The following is a 19,063-nucleotide window of genomic DNA, read 5'->3' on the forward strand; positions in this document are numbered from 1 at the left end:
CCATCGGGCGTGACGTTCTGCTGTTCGTCGGCGTGTCGTCGCGCGTGCAGTGCGGGTGCATTCTTACCGCACTTCACGCTGCCTCCGGCGCAGCCGTCCCATGTGCAGGCGTCTTGCCTCGAACGCGCCCGGCCTGCGGCCCTCATCGCGCTTGTTCGCGCGTTCGCCGGCGCGCTGGCTGCTCGCGCAGCGCCGCCGGGCCGCCGCTGCCCGGAGCGCCAGCGAAGGGCAAAAGCGGAAGGCAAGACAAAAGGACGCGGCACCGGGCCGCGTCGAAAGCCTGTCTGCACATGGGGGTGGCGCGGCACGGAGCGGCTTCGCCACCGTGCCGTGTGGGGCGCGAGGCCCGCGCCAATGCAGGCATATCCGCGTGCTTCGCACGACCGGGCGCGCCAGAGCTTGCAGGGAGCGCAGCCATGACCGACCGCCGCGACGACGATTTCCGCATCCGCCCCAATGCCCCGAAGAACCGAGGCCAGGGCTTCGTTTCCAAGGTGCTCCAGCAGGCAGGCAAGGCCAGCAGCGGCAAGTCCTCGGTGCGCCGTCCTGGGACGGCTGGGGGCACCGGGAGGGGCACTGGCCAGCGGCCCGGCTCGCGCCTGGGGCGCGGCCACACGGCGGCGCGCTTCGCCGGGGCGAAGCTGACGCCCATGTCGCGGCGCGTGACCATCAAGACCCTGCTGGTCAACCAGCGCCAGGTCAGCCCGCAGTCGCTCGCCAAGCACCTGCGCTACATCGAGCGCGATGGCGTGGGCCGCGATGGCGAGCCGGGCCAAGCCTACGGGCCGCAGACCGATGCCGCCGACCTCGACACCTTCAAGGAACGCTGCGCCGATGACCGACACCATTTCCGCTTCATCCTCTCGGCCGAGGATGGCGCGGAGCTGGAAGACCTGCGCACCTATACGCGGCACCTCATGGGCCGCATGGAGGCCGACTTGGGTACGGGCCTCGATTGGGTGGCCGTCAACCACTGGAACACCGACAACCCGCACACGCACATCGTCGTGCGCGGGCGCGACGACACCGGCAAAGACCTCATCATCGCGGGCGACTACATCGCCGATGGCTTCCGCCATCGCGCCGCCGAGCTGGCGACCGAATGGCTGGGGCCGCGTACCGAGCTGGAGATCCAGCAGACCTTGCAGCGCGAGGTGGAGCAAGAGCGGTGGACGAGCCTGGATCGCACCCTGCAACGCGAGGCCGGCGAGGACGGCCGAGTGCAGATCGAATGCTTCAACGAACCGCAGCTGCAACGCCAGCGCCTGCTGCTGATCGGCCGGCTGCAACGCTTGCAGCGCCTGGGCCTGGCCGACGAAATGCAGCCCGGCACCTGGGCCGTCCATGCCGACGCGGAAAAGACCCTGCGCGCCCTGGGCGAGCGTGGCGACATCATCCGCACCATGCAGCGTGCCATGCGCGGCGAGCCGCGCGAGCTGGCGGTATTCGAGCCGCGCGAGGATGGCCGAACCATTCTCGGCCGCGTGGCCGCGAAGGGGCTGGCCGACGAGCTGCGCGACCGGGGTTATCTGGTCATTGACGGGGCGGATGGCAAAGCCCACTACGTCGCGCTCAACGCCCGCGACGAGCTGGCGAACTACCCAGCCGGTGCCGTGGTGGAGGTGAAGGGATCGGCCGACGTGCGCGCGGCCGACAAGAACATCGCCGCGCTGGCGAGCGATGGCCTGTACCGCACCGACCACCACCTCGCCATCGCGCAGGGTCAGGCCATGCCCGGCCGCGATCCACAGGAAGTCGTCTCAGCCCATGTCCGTCGGCTGGAAGCCTTGCGCCGCGCCGGCATTGTGGAGCGCGTGGCCGAAGGTCTATGGAAGGTGCCGGACGATCTGCCCGAGCAGGGCCGCCGCTACGACGCGCAGCGCCTGGGCGGCGTGGCCGTGGAGCTGAAATCGCACCTGCCCATCGAGCGGCAGGCCCGAGTGATCGGGGCCACCTGGCTCGACCAGCAGTTGATCGGCGGCGGCTCGGGTCTGGGCGACCTGGGCTTTGGCGGCGAGGCCAAGCAGGCGATGCAGCAGCGCGCCGACTTCCTGGCCGAACAGGGACTGGCCGAGCGGCGCGGGCAGCGCGTGATCCTGGCGCGCAACCTGCTGGGCACGCTGCGCAACCGGGAGCTGGCGCAGGCCGCGAAGGACATTGCCGCCGACACCGGCCTGGAGCATCGGCCCGTGTCCGACGGCCAGCGCGTGGCTGGCATCTACCGGCGCTCCGTCATGCTCGCCAGCGGACGCTACGCCATGCTCGATGACGGCATGGGGTTCAGCCTGGTGCCGTGGAAACCAATAATCGAACAAAGGCTGGGACAGCAACTCACCGCCACCGTGCGCAACGGTGGAGTGTCTTGGGGATTTGGCCGGGAGCGTGGTTTAGCGTGACGTAAGCATCAATCAGCATCTTCGCGCAGCGGATTTCTGATGGATCTAAGGGAGAACTGCTTCGGTGTGACGCCGAAAGTTGCACTGAATTTATCTATGAATCTGCTTGCTCCATCGTATCCGAGCGTATACGCGATGCTGGTCACGCTATGCCCCGCTGCCAACAATTGCACAGCCCGCTGCATGCGAGCGGCATCACGCCACTCCACGATTGACATCCCAGTCTCCGCCCGAAACTGGCGCGTGAGACTTCGCCTGGACATGAATGCTAGCGCGGCCATGTCGTCAAGAGAATTTGCTACTGCCAAGTCATCAATAATTTTTCTTGCGATATCCGCGAGCCTAGAAGTCTTAGGGTACGGCAAGCACATAGGCTGGGGCGGGAGCAAACCCAACTCATCGACGAGGGCCTCTAGCAGACGAAGCTCACGTTTGTCGCTCGCGGTGGACACTCCGCTCCCAGGCAATCTTTCAAGGATTGCGGCTGATAAGGCACTTTGCCTGAAGGCCGTCGGCCGGCCAGGGAGGTCCAAAGATAGCTCAGGGGCAAGATGGCCCACCCAGCCTGACATTGTCCCGTGAACACGTGCGCTGTGTGTCACCTCGGGTGGTATCCACCCAATTTGCCCAGGCGCTACTAGCCACGTTTCATGGGCTGTTGCGACAATCATTGAGCCTTCTGCCACCACGTAGAGTTGACCTTCGCGGTGAGTGTGCGGGGGCATCTCCACATCGGAGACCTGTGTTTGATGGCTTAGGGAAAACAAGACGTCCTCGCCAACGCGTGAACCACCAGTGGATAGCATCTTTTGGCCCGATACGCATACTTATTGACCCAGTGAGTGTATCAGGCAACATCGTTCGGAGCGATCATGGACGTCCTGCGAATAGTTGGAAAATGCTATGCAACTGGATATGGATTTGTGCAGCCAGCACCTAAAAACGGTTACTCAACTACTAAGAGAAAATCCAGCAGAAAGAAACCTTCGAGATGCAGGGGGAATGATTTCCTACGTCAAAGAAGCCAACTCTCGGGCGTGCTCTTTACTCAAGACCGCACTGGCAGAGGCATACCCGGATATTTCTTGGGGATATTCTGAGCGCACAGGTGCGTCGTTCAGCAACGGCTCGGGTTCCGGGGCGTCCTGGATCTATGATCCAATTGACGGCGCATACCATTATCTTATGGGTCTCCCGTTGTGGTCGTCGTCTCTCGCGCTGGTAGTGAATGGAGAAACCAGGGCTGCTTTTGTCTACGATCCTGTCCTGGACGAAATGTTCACAGCGGTCAAAGGCGAACAGGCGTCACTGAATGGAAGAGAAATTAGATCGTCAGATCGAAAGCTGCTTGAAGCCGCAGTTGTCGCTACGACGATGCCATCTTTTAAATTCGACGGAAGGGATGCAACCGACGCGACCATTGCGTCTATACAGAAGGTCGTCCCGGCTGTGTTTTCCTTACGGATTATGGCGTCGTCATCACTTCAGCTTGCATATGTTGCGGCGGGAAGACTCGACGCCTACTGGTCTATGGATGGTGACGTAGAGGACTGGCTGGCAGGTGCGCTTTTGGCTGAAGAGGCCGGCGCATTGGTCACTAATGCAGAATCAGGAAATTTCACGATTGGGGATAAATCAATTGTCGCGTCAGGGCAGAACCTATCCACACAAATTGCACATTTGCTAGGGAAACGCTGAATAATTCCGGCGGTTTGCCGATCCCGCTATCATAGCGTCAGTCGAAATCAACCGGTGTGATGGAACCATGAAACAAACCTCGTTCGCCCAAGCCGAGTATGCCCACAAGAAAAAGACAACTCGCCGGGAGCGCTTTCTGGCGGAGATGGAGCAACTGGTTCCGTGGGAGCGTCTGACCGAGGTGGTCAAGCCGGTTTATGGCACCCACAAGCGTGGACGCCCACCGATTGGTGCCGAACGGATGTTGCGGATTTATTGTTTGCAGCAATGGTATGGCTTGGCGGACGAAGCGCTGGAAGACGCGATCTACGACAGTCAGGCGCTACGCAACTTCGTGGGGATTGATCTGGCGGTGGAGTCGGTGCCGGATGCCACCACGCTGCTCAAGTTTCGCCGCTTGCTGGAGAAGCATGAGCTGACGCAGAAGTTGTTTGCCGAAGTGAACGCCCTGCTGGAGGAACGAGGCCTGCTGATGCGGGAAGGTACGATCGTGGACGCCACCTTGATTGCCGCCGCGCCCTCGACCAAGAACCGCGCCAAGGAGCGCGATCAGGAGATGCATCAAACCAAGAAAGGCAATCAATGGTACTTCGGCATGAAAGCCCATATTGGTGTGGATGCCGCCTCCGGTCTGGTGCATCGTTTGGTCGGAACGGCGGCGAATGTGTCGGATATCAGCCAGACCGGAAACCTGCTACACGGCCAGGAGCAAGAGGTTTACGCGGATGCCGGCTATGTGGGTGTGGAAAAGCGCGAAGAGCTGAAAGACCTCCCCGTGGATTGGCGGGTTGCCCGCAAGCGGGGACAAGTCAAGGCGCTGCCGGAGGGGCCACGGAAGGAGTTGGTCAAACAGGTGGAGCGCGCCAAGGCGCAGATCCGGGCCAAGGTTGAGCATCCTTTCCATGTGATCAAGAATCTCTTTCGCCACCGCAAGGTGCGTTATCGGGGTCTGTTAAAAAACACCGCGCAGTTGTTCAGTCTGTTTGCGTTGGCGAACTTGGTGCTGGCAAAGTAAGGGAGCGCGCGGTGCGGATGGTGTTCGAGCATCGAGGCGAGCATGGGTCACAGTGGGCGGCGATCCAGTCGATCGCGGGCAAAATCGGCTGCAAGGCCGAGACGCTGCGGCTGTGGGTTAGGCGGCATGAGCGGGACCACGGACTGCGGCCCGGCGTGACGACGGCCGAGCAGGACCGGATCAAGCAGCTGGAGCGCGAGAATCGCGAGCTACGGCAGGCCAACGAGATCCTGCGCAAGGCCAGCGCGTATTTTGCCCAGGCGGAGCTCGACCGCCGGTTCAAGCCATGACGGCGTTCATCGACGCGCACCGCGCGGTGTACGGGGTCGAGCCGATCTGCAAGGTGTTGCCGATCGCCCCGTCGACGTACTACGCACAGGCGGCGCGCCGGGACGAGCCGTCGAATCGCTCGCTGCGCGACGCGGCGCTGTGCGCCGAGATTCGTCGCGTCTTCGACGAGAACAGGCAGGTGTATGGCGTGCGCAAGGTCTGGAAGCAGCTGCGACGTGAAGGTTTCGATGTGGCCCGTTGCACGGTGGCGCGGCTGATGCGGCGTCTGGGCCTGCGCGGCGTGGTGCGCGGCAAGGTCGTGAAGACCACGATCAGCGACAAGGCCACGCCCTGTCCGCGCGACCAGGTGAACCGGCAGTTCAAGGCCGCGCGGCCGGACGCGCTGTGGGTGGCCGACTTCACCTACGTCTCGACCTGGGCCGGCTTCGTGTACGTGGCCTTCGTCATCGACGTGTTTGCGCGCCGGATCGTCGGCTGGAAGGTGTCGGCCTCGGCGCGCACGGACTTCGTGCTCGACGCGCTGGAGCAGGCCTTGCATGCGCGCCGGCCCACCGAAGGCGGGCTGATCCACCACAGCGATCGCGGCGTGCAGTACGTCTCCATTCGCTACACCGAGCGATTGGCCGAGGCCGGCATCGAGCCCTCGGTGGGCAGCGTCGGCGACTCCTACGACAACGCACTCGCCGAGACGATCAACGGGCTGTACAAGGCCGAAGTCATTCACCGGCGCTCGTGGAAGAATCTGGAGGCGGTCGAACTGGCCACGCTCGATTGGGTGGACTGGTTCAACCATCGCAGACTGCTGGGACCGATCGGGGACATCCCGCCAGCAGAAGCTGAAGCGGCTTACTATCGGCAACAGGCCGCGCTGCCCTTGGCAGCGTGACTCAAACCAAACAGCCTCCGGGATTCCCGGGGCGGTTCACTCTCTTACAGAAAGTGATATAACCAAAGGTGACCAACATGCGTGCATTGATCGCGACTGGAAACATTGACCGTTTAGTAGAAATGGGAGAGGTGGCTGTGCCCTCACCATCTGAACACGAAATTCTGGTAGAGGTGGAGGCATTCTCACTTAATCGGCCCGACTTCCTGTGGCTCGCCGCACCTGGCTCGCAGTGGCGCGTTGGGATCGACTTCGTTGGACGCGTTACTGAACCGGCGCGCGATGGGACAGGCCCCGCACGAGGGGACAGGGTCATGGTTCATGCGCCCCATGGCGGTGGCGGCGCGGAATTTGCAGTCGCACACGCGCGGCAGGCGGTCACGCTCCCCGCTGAAATCAGCAATCCCGTAGCGGCGGCACTCCCCTTAGCTGGCCTGGTTGCCTTGCGCTTGGTAAGAGAGGCCGGCATTCGTCGAGGGCATCGTGTCTTAATCACCGGGGCAACGGGCGGCGTAGGTCATTTGGCTGTCCAACTCGCGTTGAATATCGGCGCAACAGTAACAGCTCTGGCTCGACCCATCGAGAAGACAGACAGCATTGAGGCACGCGGGGCCAGAGTCATCCATTCGCTCGATGATGTATCAGAACCGTTTGACGTAATTCTCGAATCGATTGGTGGAGATACTTTAACTCAGGCCCTCCTGAAACTGTCACACAAGGGCTTGGTTATGTGGTTCGGTGCCGCCAGTGGACAGGCAGCCAGTATCGACTTTTTCAGCTTCTTCCCTGATCGCTCGAGTTTCACCATAAAGCACTTCGTCTATAATGAAGTTGGCGGGGATGATTACTTAGACCTTAGCCATCTTGTCGATCTCGTGACCAAAAACGTTCTAACTATCGATGTTTCCAGAGAAGCCAGCTGGAGCCAGACCTCTGAGATATTAAATGCAATCAAACTGGGAGCAGTGGCGGGAAAGTCAGTTTTGATAGTCAAGAACTGATAATGAATACTGCAGACCAGGCATTGTACCGCGTTATTTTCTACGTACGTCGAACCCCAGACCTGTGTTTGATGGCTTAGGGAAAACAAGACGTCCTCGCCAACGCGTGAACCACCAGTGGATAGCATCTTTTGGCCCGATACGCATACTTATTGACCCAGTGAGTGTATCAGGCAACATCGTTCGGAGCGATCATGGACGTCCTGCGAATAGTTGGAAAATGCTATGCAACTGGATATGGATTTGTGCAGCCAGCACCTAAAAACGGTTACTCAACTACTAAGAGAAAATCCAGCAGAAAGAAACCTTCGAGATGCAGGGGGAATGATTTCCTACGTCAAAGAAGCCAACTCTCGGGCGTGCTCTTTACTCAAGACCGCACTGGCAGAGGCATACCCGGATATTTCTTGGGGATATTCTGAGCGCACAGGTGCGTCGTTCAGCAACGGCTCGGGTTCCGGGGCGTCCTGGATCTATGATCCAATTGACGGCGCATACCATTATCTTATGGGTCTCCCGTTGTGGTCGTCGTCTCTCGCGCTGGTAGTGAATGGAGAAACCAGGGCTGCTTTTGTCTACGATCCTGTCCTGGACGAAATGTTCACAGCGGTCAAAGGCGAACAGGCGTCACTGAATGGAAGAGAAATTAGATCGTCAGATCGAAAGCTGCTTGAAGCCGCAGTTGTCGCTACGACGATGCCATCTTTTAAATTCGACGGAAGGGATGCAACCGACGCGACCATTGCGTCTATACAGAAGGTCGTCCCGGCTGTGTTTTCCTTACGGATTATGGCGTCGTCATCACTTCAGCTTGCATATGTTGCGGCGGGAAGACTCGACGCCTACTGGTCTATGGATGGTGACGTAGAGGACTGGCTGGCAGGTGCGCTTTTGGCTGAAGAGGCCGGCGCATTGGTCACTAATGCAGAATCAGGAAATTTCACGATTGGGGATAAATCAATTGTCGCGTCAGGGCAGAACCTATCCACACAAATTGCACATTTGCTAAAAAAAGAAACGGAACCCGATAATGGCGGATAGAAAATATGGAGAGCCTGCACCCCCAACTAGCGACAGGATTTCGGGCGCAGATTGGTATGGGCAAGAGTTGCTAAGAAAAGAATATAGCAATACGCTTTTTGTCGACATTGACTTAACTGAAGTGCAGTCCAGTGGCTGCGTCTTTAATGAATGTACCTTCCGGCGAGCACGCTTTAACGCATCGATCCACAAAGACAGCGCTTTTGTAAATTGCACGTTTGTGTCGTGCAATTTCTTCGACAGCAAGTTCTTGGAATGTAAACTCTTGGGCAGCATGTTTGATGACTGCCAATTTCACCACATGCAAGTCATCGGAGGCGATTGGGGCTTTGTGGGATTACCCGGTGCCGATTTGAGCCGAGCATCGCTCTTGGGTATCAGGTTGAGGGAGGCCGACCTCACAGGGGCAAGATGCCAAGGTGGAACAATTCGCGACACAGACTTATCGGGTGCTTGGCTGCATAGTGCGGATTTTTCCGAATGTGACCTTAGAGGAAGTGATCTGAGTTCTTTGGAGCCGGAAAACGTTCAGCTTAAAGGCGCAATTATTACGATCGACCAAACAATAATTGTTGCTCAAGCTCTTGGGTTTGAGGTTAGAGTTGATTAGGGTATTTTCATCCGCTGTGGAATTGGTTTTCGCAATTCTATGTTAGCTCTCCGCAAGAAGGTCACTCATTGCGTTAGCTAGACATCTGAATACCGCTGTTACTCGCGCTATATTTCGCGAGCTTTCAGGCATTGCAATCCACACATCTACATCCAGGTTGAAATCCTGCTCAAGCACACGGGTGAGCTGATAACGCTTGGCAAGCATGCTATGGCACGGCCCTATGCCAAGACCTGATCGAACCGCTGCCAACTGTGCTAAATGATTGTCAGCCCTGAGGACTACTTTCGGACTATGAGATGGATATCCGAGCTGCAAAAGAGTTGCCCAGTCGTCTGATGCTCTATCTGGCGTAATCAATGGGCACTCCCGGAGCTGCTCAAGGCTCCTTGGCTCTCCGTTTGCCTCAAGAAATTCAGGCTTAGCATAGAGGCCGACTTTGGAAACTCCAAGACGTCGAGCAATCAAAGAATCATGAGTCGGCTTTACGGTTCTAATGGCTATATCAGCCTCGTGCTCGATCAAATCCTCGACTCGATCAGAAAGTGCCAACTCGATCGACAGCATAGGGTGATCTGTCCGCAATGACTCCAGCATAGTGGGAAGAAGTTCGACACCCAACAGTTCGCTGGCTGCAAGGCGAACAGTGCCTGCAAGTGCATTGGCGTCTGCACTGACCCCACGTTGAAAAGCGGAAGACGCTCGTTCCATAGCCTCTAAATGGGGAACAAGGTCGAGTGCTGTCTGTGTGGGTACAACCGCGGCAGCGCAGCGAGTAAAAAGCGCTACCCCCAAGGCGATTTCTAGGGCTTCAATGCGCCTTCGAATTGTCGGCTGGCTTACGCCAAGAACGCGAGCAGCGCCCAGAAGGCTGCCCGCTCTTAGCACCGCAAGCAAGATGCGCTGGTCGTCCCAGTAGGGTACAGGCATGGTGAACAAAACTGTCTAGTAAGAGGTTCAATCTTAACAATATCAATCTTCTGGTTTACCCGGCAACATAACTATTTTCGTGAGCAAACGTGCCATGTCTGTAATTGTCAATGTCTTCAATCTTGAGCCCGAACCTCTTCCGGCGCCCTACGCACCTACGGGCGCAGGCGCCGTTTGCTATGAGCCACGGTTGGCCCGCTTAGCCGGCACGCCTGGTAGCAGCAGACTCGGTGCCAACTTGCTCGTTCTTGCGCCCGGGAAATGCGCTTTTCCCTTTCATTCGCATAGAGGAAGCGACGAGCTTTTCTTCATTATTTCTGGTAGCGGAGTGCTCCGCTACGGGGAAAAGGCATATCCAATTCGCGAGGGCGATTTCATTTCATGTCATGCCGGCGGCCCAGAAACAGCGCATCAAATTCGCAACGACGGCACCGAAGAATTGCGTTACATAGCCATAGGCACTAACCCAACAATCGACATTGTGGAGTACCCGGATACAAATAAATTCAAATCACACACTCTTCCCGGCGAGGCGGCTGCATTTGATGAAATAGCTCGCGTCGGTCAGGGCGGAGATTATTGGGATGTAGCCAAGGAGTAGTTTTGTGTACTTATCAATTAAAACCATTCACGTCTTGATGGCGATAGTTTCTGTCGGGAGCATGATGGCGCTTCCGGTGCTGGCATATACGCGACCAAAAATGGCCTCGGCAGATTGGCAAAGGGCAACGACTCTAATTAGTCGAATGATATCCATCAGCGGAATCGCGCTGACCCTATCTGGCTTTGCGCTGGTGAGCGTGATTGGCTGGGAAATAATGGCGTCACCTTGGTTAATTGCGTCATTAACTCTCATTGCGCTTGGATTGGTAGCCGGCAAATCAAGAAGAAGTGAGTGGCTGGAAAGCCAAATGCGCCGACACGTACCAGGGCGGCTGGGCGGGATTTTGATATCCAGCGTAAAGCCGGCGCTCTTCTTGGCAGTAGCTGCCCTTATGACGATCAAGCCCGTGTGACGTGAAGCCTTGAGCGGCAAATAGAAGAGCAGGTTGCAAGGCTTGACTGATACGAATGACCTCAGGGCGCGATTCCCTACGGCGGGCTTGTATGGATCTTAGGCATTTTAGGTACTTTATTGCCGTAGCCGAAGAGCTGCATTTTGCCCGTGCCGCGGAAAGACTGCATATCGAGCAATCGCCGCTATCGCGAGCCATAAAAGAACTAGAAGAAGAGTTGGGGGTGACACTCTTCTCACGTACCACGCGCAGCACTAGATTGACTCGCGTGGGGCAACTTTTTTTGGAGAGCGCATACAGGGTGATGGCTGCCTTTCAACAAGCCCAGGACAGTGTCAAGGCTGTCGCCAACGGCTTCCAGGGACAACTGCGCATTGCGTTATCGGATGGCATCACACCGTCGCGTCTACCGATATTGCTTGCGCTCTGTCGGCAAGAAGAGCCGGAAATTGAACTCCGGTTTTTTGAGGTGACGCTTTCGCAACAGATAAAAGGCCTTCAAAATGATTTGTATGACGTCGGCTTCGCGCAGTCCGATGAAGTCGGCGATGGAATTGTGGCAATACCTGTGTGGAGCGATGCGCTTATGGTGGCAGTGCCGGCCCGACACCCACTTCTGGCTCACAAGCGAATACCTTTGGATGAGCTATTGCGCTATCCGTTGGTCCTCTGCGATCCGCAGATCTGCGAAGGTCACGCAAAGCACGTTGATAGAGTGTTACGTCAGGCAGACATGGAGCCGCTGATTGCTGAACGGGTTGCTACTGGCAATTTAATGATGGCGCTGGTATCGGCTGGCTTTGCGTTAGCACTGACGGGCGCGACTCATATTGCTGCGAGCCGTGAACCAGGTGTCGTAGCACGACCACTGGCTTCGCGCGTGCCACCATTGACGACCTACCTGCTTCACACCGAAGGCGAACCCTCAGATGTATTGGCTCGCTTTATTGAGCGCGTGCAAGCCATCGAAGTACCTGATACCCCTCGATCCGCAATGGGCCACCGCCCCAATCCACCCGAGGAAGCTGTGCCATGAAGAAGATCGTTCCGCTGTTGCTAGGTGTCGCCTTGACTGCCTGCGGCCAATCTGAGGTGCCTCAGAAGGCCAATACGTCGGAGGCGGATATTGCAACGGTGGAAGAACTGGCGGCCAATCCCGAACGGCTTAAAGAACTGCGCCAGCAGTGCAAAACCGACCGCCCCAAGGTGGGAGACGTGCTCTGCAATCGAGTGGCGGAAGCCACGCGCAAGCGATTCTATGGGGACGGCGAAACGCCCTATACACCGCCGAAAGAGTCGCCAAAGTTCTGACTGTTGGTCGCTCGCCGATTCGCCTTCACTTTTTTTCTCGACACGCCGCAATGCGCCCGCGCTTGCGGCGTTTTTCTTTGGCTCGCCACCGCACTCATTCTTTCTTTTTCCTCGACCTTTCTGCTCTAAACGGTCTTTGACCGGCACTGACCCGGCACCGATTCTGACGCTTGCGGCACGTCCTTGTGCCGCGCTTTCCATGAGGAAAAAGCGCAGGAGAAATCGGAGGCTAGGTCATGCAAGGGACGAACGTGCTGTTCGGTCAGATTGCCGTGGTATTCGGCATCGTGATCGCCGGCGTGTGGGGCGCCACACAATGGACAGCAGCCGCCCTTGGCTATCAGCTACGCCTTGGCTCGCCCTGGTTCGATCTTCTTGGCAGGCCGATCTACCACCCGTGGAAGCTGTTTGAGTGGTGGTTCTTCTTCGGTGCCTATGCGCCGGAGGTCTTCGACACCGGCGGTGCCATTGCCGGCGCCAGCGGCATGGTCGCGGTGGTCGTCGCCATTGCCATGTCGGTATGGCGCTCGCGTCAAGCGCGCCTGGTCACGACCTACGGCTCTGCGCGCTGGGCGAACGCGCAGGACATTCGCCAGGCCGGCCTCACGCAGCCTGCCGGCGTGTTCCTGGGCCAGCATGATCGGCAGTACCTCCGTCACGAAGGCCCAGAACACGTCCTGACCTTCGCGCCCACGCGCTCGGGTAAAGGTGTCGGCCTGGTGGTGCCGACGCTCCTATCCTGGCCGGCCTCGGCCGTCATCCACGACATCAAGGGCGAGAACTGGCAGATCACCGCAGGCTGGCGCTCACGTTTCTCGCATTGCCTGCTGTTCAACCCAACCGATGCGAAGTCGGCAGCCTACAACCCGCTGCTGGAGGTGCGGCGCGGTGCGCATGAAGTGCGCGACGTGCAGAACATCGCGGACATTCTGGTCGATCCCGAAGGCGCGCTGGAGAAGCGCAACCATTGGGAGAAGACCTCGCACGCGCTGCTGGTCGGGGCCATCCTGCACGTGCTCTACGCGGGTGCAGACAAGACGCTGCGCGGCGTCGCCAACTTCCTCTCCGACCCGGCCAGCCCGTTCGAGCTGACCTTGCACCGGATGATGACCACGCCCCACCTGGGCGATGGGCCGCATCCGGTCGTGGCCTCGGCGGCGCGCGAAGTGCTCAACAAATCGGACAACGAGCGTTCCGGCGTGTTGAGCACCGCCATGTCGTTCCTCGGCCTCTACCGTGATCCCACGGTGGCCGAAGTCACGTCGCGCTGCGACTGGCGCATCGCTGACCTGATCGCGGCCGAGCATCCGGTATCGCTGTATCTGGTGGTGCCGCCTTCGGACATATCGCGGACGAAGCCGCTCATTCGTCTGATCCTCAACCAGATCGGGCGGCGCCTCACCGAATCGCTCGATGGTTCCGATGGCATCGCGCGCCGCCACAAGCTGCTGCTGATGCTCGACGAGTTCCCGGCGCTGGGGCGCCTGGACTTCTTCGAGACGGCGCTGGCCTTCATGGCGGGCTACGGCATCCGCAGCTTCCTGATCGCGCAGTCGCTCAACCAGATCGACAAAGCCTACGGCCAGAACCATTCGATTCTAGACAACTGCCATGTGCGCGTGACGTTCGCAACGAACGACGAGCGCACCGCCAAGCGGATTTCCGAGACGCTGGGTACGGCCACCGAGCTGCGCGCCCAGCGCAACTACGCGGGCCACCGGCTCGCGCCGTGGCTGGGCCACCTGATGGTGTCGCGCCAGGAAACCGCGCGCCCGCTGCTGACGCCGGGCGAAGTCATGCAGCTTCCGCCCGACGAGGCCGTGGTGATGGTGTCCAGCGTGGCGCCGATCAAGGCGAAGAAGCTGCGCTACTACGCGGATGCCAATTTCAAGCGTCGCGTGCTGCCGCCGCCCGCGCTGGCGGACGGGCAGTATGCCGACGCGCCGCCGGCACGCGCCGACGACTGGAGCGGGCTGGCGATTCCTGCCGTGCCTGCCGCACCAGCCACGGCATCCGCCGATGGCCTGGAGAACTTGGGTACGGCTGACGACGGCGGCCCGCGCCGCCAGCCCGAGCTATCCGAAACCGTCGCCTACGACCCCGAGTTGGCCGCTCCCGCGGCCGACCTTGGGCTGCTCGATGACGACGACGACCTACCGCTTCCGCTTCCTCGCCAGCTCGATCCAGCCATGCAGCGCACGGCCCGGCTGGCTTCCCTCGACCCCAACGACGGAATCGAGCTATGAGCCACTATCGCCTGAACCTCTTTATCCAGCCCGAGCACGCCAAGCGGCTCGACGAACTTGCCGCCAAGAAAGGCGTGTCCAAGTCATCCATCGTCGCGGCGGCGCTCGCATCGTGGCTGTCGCCCGATGCCGCCGACCAGCGCGAGGCAGCCATCGCCAAGCGGCTTGATCGCCTATCGCGCCAGGCCGAGCGCATGGAGCGCGACCAGAACATCCAGATCGAGACGCTGGCGCTGTTTATTCGCTACTACCTCACGGTCAGCACACCAGTCCCCGAGGCGCACCAAGAGGCCGCACGCGCCCAGGGCAAGGCGCGGTTCGAGCAGTTCGTTGAGCATTTGGGCCGTCACCTGCTGCGGGGCCGGAGCCTGGTGCGCGACGTGGTGGAGGAACTGCATCCCGACCCAATGAGGATGGAAGACGCGGCGGCAGCCGCGCAAGCGCAGGAGCGTGCGTCATGAGCGCCGTTCCGCAGTCCATGAGTGCCACGTCGCTCGACCGCCGCATCCAGATGCTGCGCACGGCAATGGGGCCGCTGATCGCCGCCGCGCTCGAAGACCCGGACGTGGTGGAGGTGATGCTGAATCCTGATCGCACCCTGTGGGTGGATCGGCTTTCCAGTGGACGCGCGCCGATGGGCGTGGAACTGCCCGAGGCGGACGGCGAACGAATCATCCGCCTGGTCGCGGCCCACGTTGGTGCAGAAGTCCATCGCGGCCAGCCGCTGCTGTCCGCCGAGTTGCCCGAAACGGGCGAACGGTTCGAGGGCATCTTGCCACCGGCAGCGCCAGGGCCGGCCTTCGCGCTGCGCAAGCGCGCCATCGGCGTGATCCCGCTGGAGCGGTACGTCATCGACGGGATGATGACCAGCGCCCAGGCGGGCTTTCTCGTTCGCGCCGTGCGCGAGCGGCAGAACGTCTTGATCGCTGGCGCCACCAGCAGCGGCAAGACCACGCTCGCCAATGCCTTGCTCGCGGAAATCGCCGCCACCGGCGACCGCGTGCTGGTGCTCGAAGACACGGTGGAACTGCAATGCGCGGCCCGCGACCACGTTCCGCTGCGCACGCGCGTAGGCGTGGTGTCCATGACGGAGCTGGTGCGCTCGTCCATGCGTCTGCGGCCAGATCGCGTCGTCGTCGGTGAAGTGCGCGGCGCCGAGGCGCTGGATCTCATCAAAGTGTGGGGCACCGGCCATCCGGGCGGCATCGCAACGATCCACGCCGGTTCCGCGCTTGGCGCGCTGCTGCGCTTGGAGCAACTGATTCTCGAAGTGGCGGTGAACCCGCCGCGTGCGCTGATCGCAGAGGCGGTCAACGTGGTGATCCACATCGCCGGGCGCGGACGCAAGCGCCGCATCGAGAGCATCGCTCGCGTTGTCGGCTTCGACGGCGTGGGCTACCAACTGGCGGACGCGCTGGAAACGCCGTTTCCCGAGCTGCCGCCACTTCCCAATGCCGCACCCGCTGCGGCGACTTCCCCAACCCCTGACTCACTTGGAGAACTGCCATGACGCATATGACCATTCCTGCTTTCCGTTTTTCTGTAAATCCGGCTTTGCGTCTTGCGCGGCTGCGCTGCCTGGCCCGCCCTGCGGGGCAAGGGCTGCTGCTGGCCGCGCTGCTGCTGTTCCTGGCCGGAACCGCGCAGGCCGCCGGTTCCTCGATGCCGTGGGAAGGCCCCTTGCAGTCGATTCTGGAGTCGATTCAAGGGCCGGTGGCACGCATCGTCGCGGTCATCATCATCATTGCCACCGGCCTTGCGCTCGCCTTCGGCGACACGTCCGGCGGCTTCCGCAAGCTGATCCAGATCGTCTTCGGTCTGTCCATCGCCTTCGCGGCTTCGAGCTTCTTCCTGTCGTTCTTCAGCTTCTCCGGCGGGGCGGTCGTATGAATGGCCCGGACACCTTTGCGGACGGCTTCGAGGTGCCGCTGCATCGCGCGCTGACCGAGCCGATTCTGCTGGGCGGTGCGCCGCGCACCGTGGCGATCGCCAACGGCACGCTGGCCGCCGCTGTCGGTTTGGGCCTGCAACTGTGGATTCCCGGCGTGGTGCTCTGGATCGTCGGCCATTCGCTGGCCGTGTGGGGCGCTCGCGTCGATCCGCAGTTCATGCAGGTCTTCGCCCGGCACATCAAGCACAAGCCGCTGCTGGACGTGTGAGGGGATGCCGACATGCTGAACCTTGCCGAATACCGCCAGCGCCCGGCCTTGCTTGCCGACTGGCTGCCGTGGGCCGGGCTGATCGCCCCGGGCGTCGTTCTGAACAAGGACGGCAGTTTCCAGCGCACGGCCCGGTTTCGCGGGCCTGACCTCGACAGCGCGACGCAAGGCGAACTGATCGCCACGTCGGCGCGACTGAACAACGCGCTGCGCCGCATGGGATCGGGCTGGGCGCTATTCATCGAAGCCGAGCGCCATGCGGCCGCCGACTATCCGCGCTCGGAGTTTCCCGAGCCGCTTTCGTGGCTGGTGGAGGAAGAACGCCGGGCCGCGTTTGAGGAATCCGGCCATCACTTCGAGAGCGGCTATCACCTGACGCTGGTGTACCTGCCGCCGGAGGAATCCCGCGCTCGTGCAGCCAAGATGCTCTACGAGAACACGCCGACGAATGGCGTGGACTGGCGCGAGCGGCTGCAAGCCTTCGTCGCGGAAACGGATCGCGTCTTTGACCTGCTCGACGGCGTGATGCCGGAAATTGACTGGCTCGATGACGCGCAGACGCTGACCTACCTGCACGCGACCATCTCGACGCGGCGCTACCGCGTCGGCGTGCCCGAAGTGCCGTTTCACATCGACGCGCTGCTCACCGATTCCGCACTGGTCGGCGGCCTGGCGCCCATGCTAGGCGATCAGCACCTGCGGGTGGTGTCGGTGCGCGGCTTCCCGACCTCGACCTGGCCGGGGATTCTGGACGACCTCAACCGCCTCGGTTTTGCGTACCGCTGGAGCACGCGCTTTCTCTGCCTCGACAAAGCCGAGGCGGAAAAGGAACTTTCACGCCTGCGCCGCCAGTGGTTCGCCAAGCGCAAGAACGTCATCGCGCTGCTGCGCGAAACGATCTTCCAGCAGGAAAGCCCGCTGGTCGATACCGACGCCAACAACAAGGCCGCCGACGCCGACGCTGCCTTGCAGGAGCTGGGCAGCGATCAAGTTGCCTTCGGCTATCTGACGGCGACCGTCACCGTCACGGACGAGGACGCCGCCGTCGCAGACGAGAAGCTGCGCATGGTGGAGCGCGCCATCCAGGGCCGGGGCTTCGTCACCATCCCCGAAACGCTCAATGCCGTGGATGCCTGGCTGTCTTCGATCCCTGGCAACGCCTATGCGAACGTGCGCCAGCCCATCGTCTCGACGCTGAACCTGGCGCACATGATGCCGGTGTCGGCGGTATGGGCCGGGCCAGAGAAGAACGACCACCTCGACGGCCCGCCGCTGATCGTCACGCGCACCGATGGCGCGACGCCGTTCCGGCTGGTGACGCACATCGGCGACGTGGGCCACACGCTGGTCGCAGGCCCGACCGGCATGGGCAAGTCGGTCTTGCTCGCCACGCTGGCGATGCAGTTCCGCCGCTATCGCGGCTCGCGCATCTTCGCCTTCGACATGGGCCGCTCCATGCGGGCCGCCATCCTCGGCCTGGGCGGCGAACACTACGACCTGGGCTCGGATGGCGAAATCGCCTTCCAGCCGCTCGCGCGCATCGACCGTGAGGGCTACCGCACCTGGGCCGCCGAATGGATCGAAGGCCGCTTGCTGCACGAAGGCGTGGCGGTCGGCCCCGACGAGAAGGCGGCTATCTGGTCGGCGCTGGGAAGTCTCGCCGGCGCGCCGGTGGAGCAGCGCACGATGACGGGACTTTCCGTGCTGCTGCAATCGAACACGCTGCGGCAGGCGCTGTCGCCCTATGTGCTGGGTGGCGCCCACGGCAAGCTGCTGGACGCCGACCACGACCGTCTGGGCATGGCCGACGTGCAGTGCTTCGAGATGGAGGAGCTGATGCACAGCAAGGCCGCCGTCATGGCCGTGCTGCATTACCTCTTTGCGCGTTTCGATGAACGCTTCGACGGGGCGCCCACGCTGCTGATCCTCGATGAAGCGTGGCTGTTCCTCGATGACCCGGTGTTTGCCGCGCGCATCCGGCAATGGCTCAAGACGCTGCGCAAGAAGAACGTCAGCGTCATCTTCGCCACGCAGAGCCTTGCCGACATCAAGGATTCGAGCATCGCGCCCGCGATCATCGAGAGCTGCGCGAGTCGGATTTTCTTGCCCAACCCGCAGGCGACCGAGCCGCAGATTCGCACGATCTACGAGGGCTTCGGCCTCAACAGGCGGCAGATCGAAATCGTCGCCACCGCGCAGCCCAAGCGCGACTACTACTACCAATCCCGGCTCGGCAACCGCCTGTTCGACCTCGACCTGGGGCCGGCGGCGCTGGCGTTCGCAGGCGCATCCACGCCGCAAGACCAGCGCGACATAGACCGCGTGCTGCTGGACGCCGGCGTGCCCGGCTTCGCGGGCGCCTGGCTGCGCCATCGCGGCCTCGATTGGGCGGCCGACCTGCTGCCCTCGTTCCCCGGCCTCGCGCCGGATTCCCTCCGTACCGCCGACCACTCATAGGAGAAC

Annotated in this window: 19 protein-coding genes and 1 other annotated feature; of the genes, 17 read left to right on the forward strand and 2 right to left on the reverse strand. The window is 61.0% G+C overall.

The features are described 5' to 3' along the window. Positions 1–416: 416 nt before the first annotated feature. Positions 417–2,396 carry a relaxase/mobilization nuclease domain-containing protein gene (locus ABD104_RS01135; RefSeq protein WP_343927012.1) on the forward strand — a complete coding sequence of 660 codons (1,980 nt, stop codon included), beginning with the start codon at positions 417–419 and terminating at the stop codon, positions 2,394–2,396. 8 nt (positions 2,397–2,404) lie between these two features. On the opposite strand, the gene ABD104_RS01140 is transcribed toward ABD104_RS01135, so the two are convergent. Then, positions 2,405–3,202: a helix-turn-helix domain-containing protein gene (locus ABD104_RS01140; RefSeq protein ID WP_079767693.1), complete on the reverse strand. Its 798-nt coding sequence runs from the start codon at positions 3,200–3,202 to the stop codon at positions 2,405–2,407. Between the two features lie 97 nt (positions 3,203–3,299). Between ABD104_RS01140 and ABD104_RS01145 the strand changes: the two genes are divergently transcribed. The 6 genes from ABD104_RS01145 (at position 3,300) to ABD104_RS01170 (ending at position 8,938) form a co-directional block, all read left to right on the forward strand. Next, entirely contained in the window at positions 3,300–4,094 is a 795-nt protein-coding gene (locus ABD104_RS01145; protein WP_343927013.1) for an anti-phage protein HrsA, read from the forward strand. Positions 4,095–4,161: 67 nt separating this feature from the next. Next, positions 4,162–5,109, forward strand: a complete 948-nt coding sequence (locus ABD104_RS01150) for an IS5 family transposase (protein ID WP_343927014.1) — start codon at positions 4,162–4,164, stop codon at positions 5,107–5,109. Positions 5,110–5,126: 17 nt separating this feature from the next. Next, positions 5,127–6,286 (forward strand): IS3 family transposase gene (locus ABD104_RS01155; protein ID WP_425543304.1). Its coding sequence is split into 2 segments (ribosomal slippage): positions 5,127–5,361 and positions 5,361–6,286, totalling 1,161 coding nucleotides; the frame shifts between segments, so codons are not numbered across the junction. After that, positions 5,354–5,470: a sequence feature (AL1L pseudoknot), on the forward strand. Its footprint overlaps the gene before it by 117 nt. Before the next feature lie 77 nt (positions 6,287–6,363). Then, positions 6,364–7,287, forward strand: coding sequence for a zinc-binding dehydrogenase (locus ABD104_RS01160; RefSeq protein ID WP_082737185.1), 924 nt, complete (start codon positions 6,364–6,366; stop codon positions 7,285–7,287). A 225-nt stretch (positions 7,288–7,512) separates the two neighbouring features. Further along, positions 7,513–8,328 carry an anti-phage protein HrsA gene (locus tag ABD104_RS01165; RefSeq protein WP_234569302.1) on the forward strand — a complete coding sequence of 272 codons (816 nt, stop codon included), beginning with the start codon at positions 7,513–7,515 and terminating at the stop codon, positions 8,326–8,328. Beyond that, entirely contained in the window at positions 8,318–8,938 is a 621-nt protein-coding gene (locus ABD104_RS01170; RefSeq protein ID WP_343927016.1) for a pentapeptide repeat-containing protein, read from the forward strand. The genes ABD104_RS01165 and ABD104_RS01170 overlap by 11 nt, the downstream gene beginning before the upstream one ends. Before the next feature lie 42 nt (positions 8,939–8,980). On the opposite strand, the gene ABD104_RS01175 is transcribed toward ABD104_RS01170, so the two are convergent. Next, a complete protein-coding gene (locus tag ABD104_RS01175) occupies positions 8,981–9,868 on the reverse strand; it encodes a LysR family transcriptional regulator (protein WP_343927017.1) in 888 nt (295 codons plus the stop codon). A gap of 94 nt (positions 9,869–9,962) precedes the next feature. Between ABD104_RS01175 and ABD104_RS01180 the strand changes: the two genes are divergently transcribed. The 10 genes from ABD104_RS01180 (at position 9,963) to trbE (ending at position 19,057) form a co-directional block, all read left to right on the forward strand. Beyond that, positions 9,963–10,469, forward strand: coding sequence for a cupin domain-containing protein (locus ABD104_RS01180; protein WP_079767690.1), 507 nt, complete (start codon positions 9,963–9,965; stop codon positions 10,467–10,469). 4 nt (positions 10,470–10,473) lie between these two features. Next, a complete protein-coding gene (locus tag ABD104_RS01185; RefSeq protein WP_153995487.1) occupies positions 10,474–10,884 on the forward strand; it encodes a SirB2 family protein in 411 nt (136 codons plus the stop codon). Positions 10,885–10,975: 91 nt separating this feature from the next. Beyond that, entirely contained in the window at positions 10,976–11,920 is a 945-nt protein-coding gene (locus ABD104_RS01190) for a LysR family transcriptional regulator (protein ID WP_079767689.1), read from the forward strand. After that, on the forward strand, positions 11,917–12,195 hold the full coding sequence (locus ABD104_RS01195; RefSeq protein ID WP_011516286.1) for an EexN family lipoprotein: 279 nt from the start codon (positions 11,917–11,919) through the stop codon (positions 12,193–12,195). The genes ABD104_RS01190 and ABD104_RS01195 overlap by 4 nt, the downstream gene beginning before the upstream one ends. A gap of 236 nt (positions 12,196–12,431) precedes the next feature. Next, positions 12,432–14,441 carry a conjugal transfer protein TraG gene (locus ABD104_RS01200; RefSeq protein WP_343927018.1) on the forward strand — a complete coding sequence of 670 codons (2,010 nt, stop codon included), beginning with the start codon at positions 12,432–12,434 and terminating at the stop codon, positions 14,439–14,441. Further along, complete coding sequence (locus ABD104_RS01205) at positions 14,438–14,902, forward strand: CopG family transcriptional regulator (RefSeq protein ID WP_343927019.1); 465 nt, start codon at positions 14,438–14,440, stop codon at positions 14,900–14,902. Before ABD104_RS01200 ends, ABD104_RS01205 begins: the two co-directional genes overlap by 4 nt. After that, positions 14,899–15,951, forward strand: coding sequence for a P-type conjugative transfer ATPase TrbB (gene trbB, locus ABD104_RS01210; protein ID WP_343927020.1), 1,053 nt, complete (start codon positions 14,899–14,901; stop codon positions 15,949–15,951). The genes ABD104_RS01205 and trbB overlap by 4 nt, the downstream gene beginning before the upstream one ends. After that, a complete protein-coding gene (locus ABD104_RS01215; RefSeq protein WP_343927021.1) occupies positions 15,948–16,331 on the forward strand; it encodes a TrbC/VirB2 family type IV secretion system protein in 384 nt (127 codons plus the stop codon). Before trbB ends, ABD104_RS01215 begins: the two co-directional genes overlap by 4 nt. Then, a complete protein-coding gene (locus tag ABD104_RS01220; RefSeq protein ID WP_343927022.1) occupies positions 16,328–16,600 on the forward strand; it encodes a VirB3 family type IV secretion system protein in 273 nt (90 codons plus the stop codon). Before ABD104_RS01215 ends, ABD104_RS01220 begins: the two co-directional genes overlap by 4 nt. Before the next feature lie 12 nt (positions 16,601–16,612). Then, positions 16,613–19,057, forward strand: a complete 2,445-nt coding sequence (gene trbE, locus ABD104_RS01225) for a conjugal transfer protein TrbE (RefSeq protein ID WP_343927023.1) — start codon at positions 16,613–16,615, stop codon at positions 19,055–19,057. Positions 19,058–19,063: the final 6 nt, after the last annotated feature.

Source organism: Pigmentiphaga daeguensis, from assembly GCF_039523035.1.
In the GTDB taxonomy this organism is placed as follows: domain Bacteria; phylum Pseudomonadota; class Gammaproteobacteria; order Burkholderiales; family Burkholderiaceae_B; genus Pigmentiphaga; species Pigmentiphaga daeguensis.

Coding starts and splice junctions, on each gene's coding strand:
- ABD104_RS01195 (WP_011516286.1), top strand. CDS start 11,917: ATGAAGAAGATCGTTCCGCTGTTGCTAGGTGTCGCCTTGACTGCCTGC.
- ABD104_RS01140 (WP_079767693.1), bottom strand. CDS start 3,202: ATGCTATCCACTGGTGGTTCACGCGTTGGCGAGGACGTCTTGTTTTCC.
- ABD104_RS01165 (WP_234569302.1), top strand. CDS start 7,513: ATGCAACTGGATATGGATTTGTGCAGCCAGCACCTAAAAACGGTTACT.
- ABD104_RS01200 (WP_343927018.1), top strand. CDS start 12,432: ATGCAAGGGACGAACGTGCTGTTCGGTCAGATTGCCGTGGTATTCGGC.
- ABD104_RS01170 (WP_343927016.1), top strand. CDS start 8,318: ATGGCGGATAGAAAATATGGAGAGCCTGCACCCCCAACTAGCGACAGG.
- trbE (WP_343927023.1), top strand. CDS start 16,613: ATGCTGAACCTTGCCGAATACCGCCAGCGCCCGGCCTTGCTTGCCGAC.
- ABD104_RS01220 (WP_343927022.1), top strand. CDS start 16,328: ATGAATGGCCCGGACACCTTTGCGGACGGCTTCGAGGTGCCGCTGCAT.
- ABD104_RS01175 (WP_343927017.1), bottom strand. CDS start 9,868: ATGCCTGTACCCTACTGGGACGACCAGCGCATCTTGCTTGCGGTGCTA.
- ABD104_RS01205 (WP_343927019.1), top strand. CDS start 14,438: ATGAGCCACTATCGCCTGAACCTCTTTATCCAGCCCGAGCACGCCAAG.
- ABD104_RS01180 (WP_079767690.1), top strand. CDS start 9,963: ATGTCTGTAATTGTCAATGTCTTCAATCTTGAGCCCGAACCTCTTCCG.
- trbB (WP_343927020.1), top strand. CDS start 14,899: ATGAGCGCCGTTCCGCAGTCCATGAGTGCCACGTCGCTCGACCGCCGC.
- ABD104_RS01145 (WP_343927013.1), top strand. CDS start 3,300: ATGCAACTGGATATGGATTTGTGCAGCCAGCACCTAAAAACGGTTACT.
- ABD104_RS01215 (WP_343927021.1), top strand. CDS start 15,948: ATGACGCATATGACCATTCCTGCTTTCCGTTTTTCTGTAAATCCGGCT.
- ABD104_RS01135 (WP_343927012.1), top strand. CDS start 417: ATGACCGACCGCCGCGACGACGATTTCCGCATCCGCCCCAATGCCCCG.
- ABD104_RS01160 (WP_082737185.1), top strand. CDS start 6,364: ATGCGTGCATTGATCGCGACTGGAAACATTGACCGTTTAGTAGAAATG.
- ABD104_RS01150 (WP_343927014.1), top strand. CDS start 4,162: ATGAAACAAACCTCGTTCGCCCAAGCCGAGTATGCCCACAAGAAAAAG.
- ABD104_RS01190 (WP_079767689.1), top strand. CDS start 10,976: ATGGATCTTAGGCATTTTAGGTACTTTATTGCCGTAGCCGAAGAGCTG.